2 protein-coding genes are annotated in these 1389 nt (G+C 70.0%); both read right to left on the minus strand.

The features are described from left to right. On the minus strand, window positions 1-842 hold an 842-nt coding region (locus N878_RS20535), incomplete at its 3' end, for a serine/threonine-protein kinase (RefSeq protein WP_021445414.1). A gap of 16 nt (window positions 843-858) precedes the next feature. Next, window positions 859-1389 (minus strand): PP2C family serine/threonine-protein phosphatase (locus N878_RS20540; protein WP_036988426.1); only part of this gene is annotated, 531 nt, incomplete at its 5' end.

Consider the following 1389-nt stretch of genomic DNA (forward strand, 5'->3'; position numbering starts at 1 on the left):
GCCGGCCCGAGCGCCGGGCTCAGGCGGGTGTGATCCTGCTCGGCGTCCTGCAGTTCGTCGAGGCTGGCCAGCAGCACGTGGCAATCGGCGAAGCGATCCTCCGGGTCCTTGGCCAGCATGCGCTCGAGCAGCCACTGCCACTCGCCCAGCGGCTCGGGCAGGGGCGGCGGTTGCAGCTGCAGCTGGTTCATCAGGGTCTGGGTGTAGTTGGCGCCGCGAAAGGGGTTATGCCCGGTCAGCATCTCCAGCAGGATCACGCCGAGGCTGTAGATGTCGCTGCGCGCATCCAGCGCCTGGCACTGCGCCTGTTCCGGGCTGCTGTAGGCCGGGCTGCCGACGGCGATGCCGGACTGGGTCAGCTCGCTGTCCAGCTGCAGCTGCTTGGCCACGCCGAAGTCGGTGAGCACCGCGGTGCCGTCGTCGCGAAACAGGATGTTGCCGGGCTTGATATCGCGGTGCACCAGGCCGCGGTCGTGCACCAGCGCCAGGGCGCTGGCGATCTGCCGGACGATGCGCAGGGCGCGCGCCGGCTCCAGGCGCTGGCCCTTGTACTGGGCCAGGTCGCCGCCGGCCAGGTATTCCATGGCGAGAAAGTGACGACCGTCGGCCAGCTGGTCGATGCGGTAGATGGTGATGATCGACGGATGCTGCAGGGAGGCGACGATATGGCCTTCCTGGATGAAGCGCTGGGTGAAGGCCTGGTCCTCGCGGTGCAGCAGCACCTTGAGCGCCACCTGGCGCTGCAGCGCCTGCTCGGTGGCCAGGTAGACTTCGGCCATGCCGCCCTTGCCCAGGCGACCGTGGATGCTGTAACCGGGTACGGTGATCGGAGGCTGACTCATGCGGCTGGACTGACGCTCAGGATTGACGGGGTTTGAACAGTTTGCGCAGCAGGCCGCGGGGCGGCGCCTCGCGCGGTTCGGCAGCCGGGGCGAGGCCCAGGACGATGCAGCTGATATTGTCCCTGCCGCCATGGCTATTGGCCAGCCCCACCAGTTGCTCGACCATCGCCTCCAGGGTCTCGGCCTCGGCGCAGCAGCGCTGGATCGCCGCGTCGTCCAGCTCGCCGGTGAGGCCGTCGCTGCACAGCAGCAGCAGTTCGTCGGGCGCCAGCCGGGCGTGCAGCAGGCCCACCTCCGGCGCCTGCTCGCCTTGGCCCAGGCACTGCAGGATCAGGTTGCGCCGCGGGTGCTGGCGCGCCTCCTCGGCGCTCATCTGGCCGGCGTCGACCATGGCCTGCACCCAGCTGTGATCGTGGCTGAGCTGCTCGATGCGCTCGGCGCCGATGCGATAGGCGCGGCTGTCGCCGACCCAGGCCAGCTCGAACCCGTCGCCCGCCAGGCGCACCGCCACCAGGGTGCTGCCCATGCTCGCCTCTCCGGCGCCCGG

It is taken from the genome of Pseudomonas sp. EGD-AK9 (assembly GCF_000465935.2).
In the GTDB taxonomy this organism is placed as follows: Bacteria; Pseudomonadota; Gammaproteobacteria; order Pseudomonadales; family Pseudomonadaceae; genus Aquipseudomonas.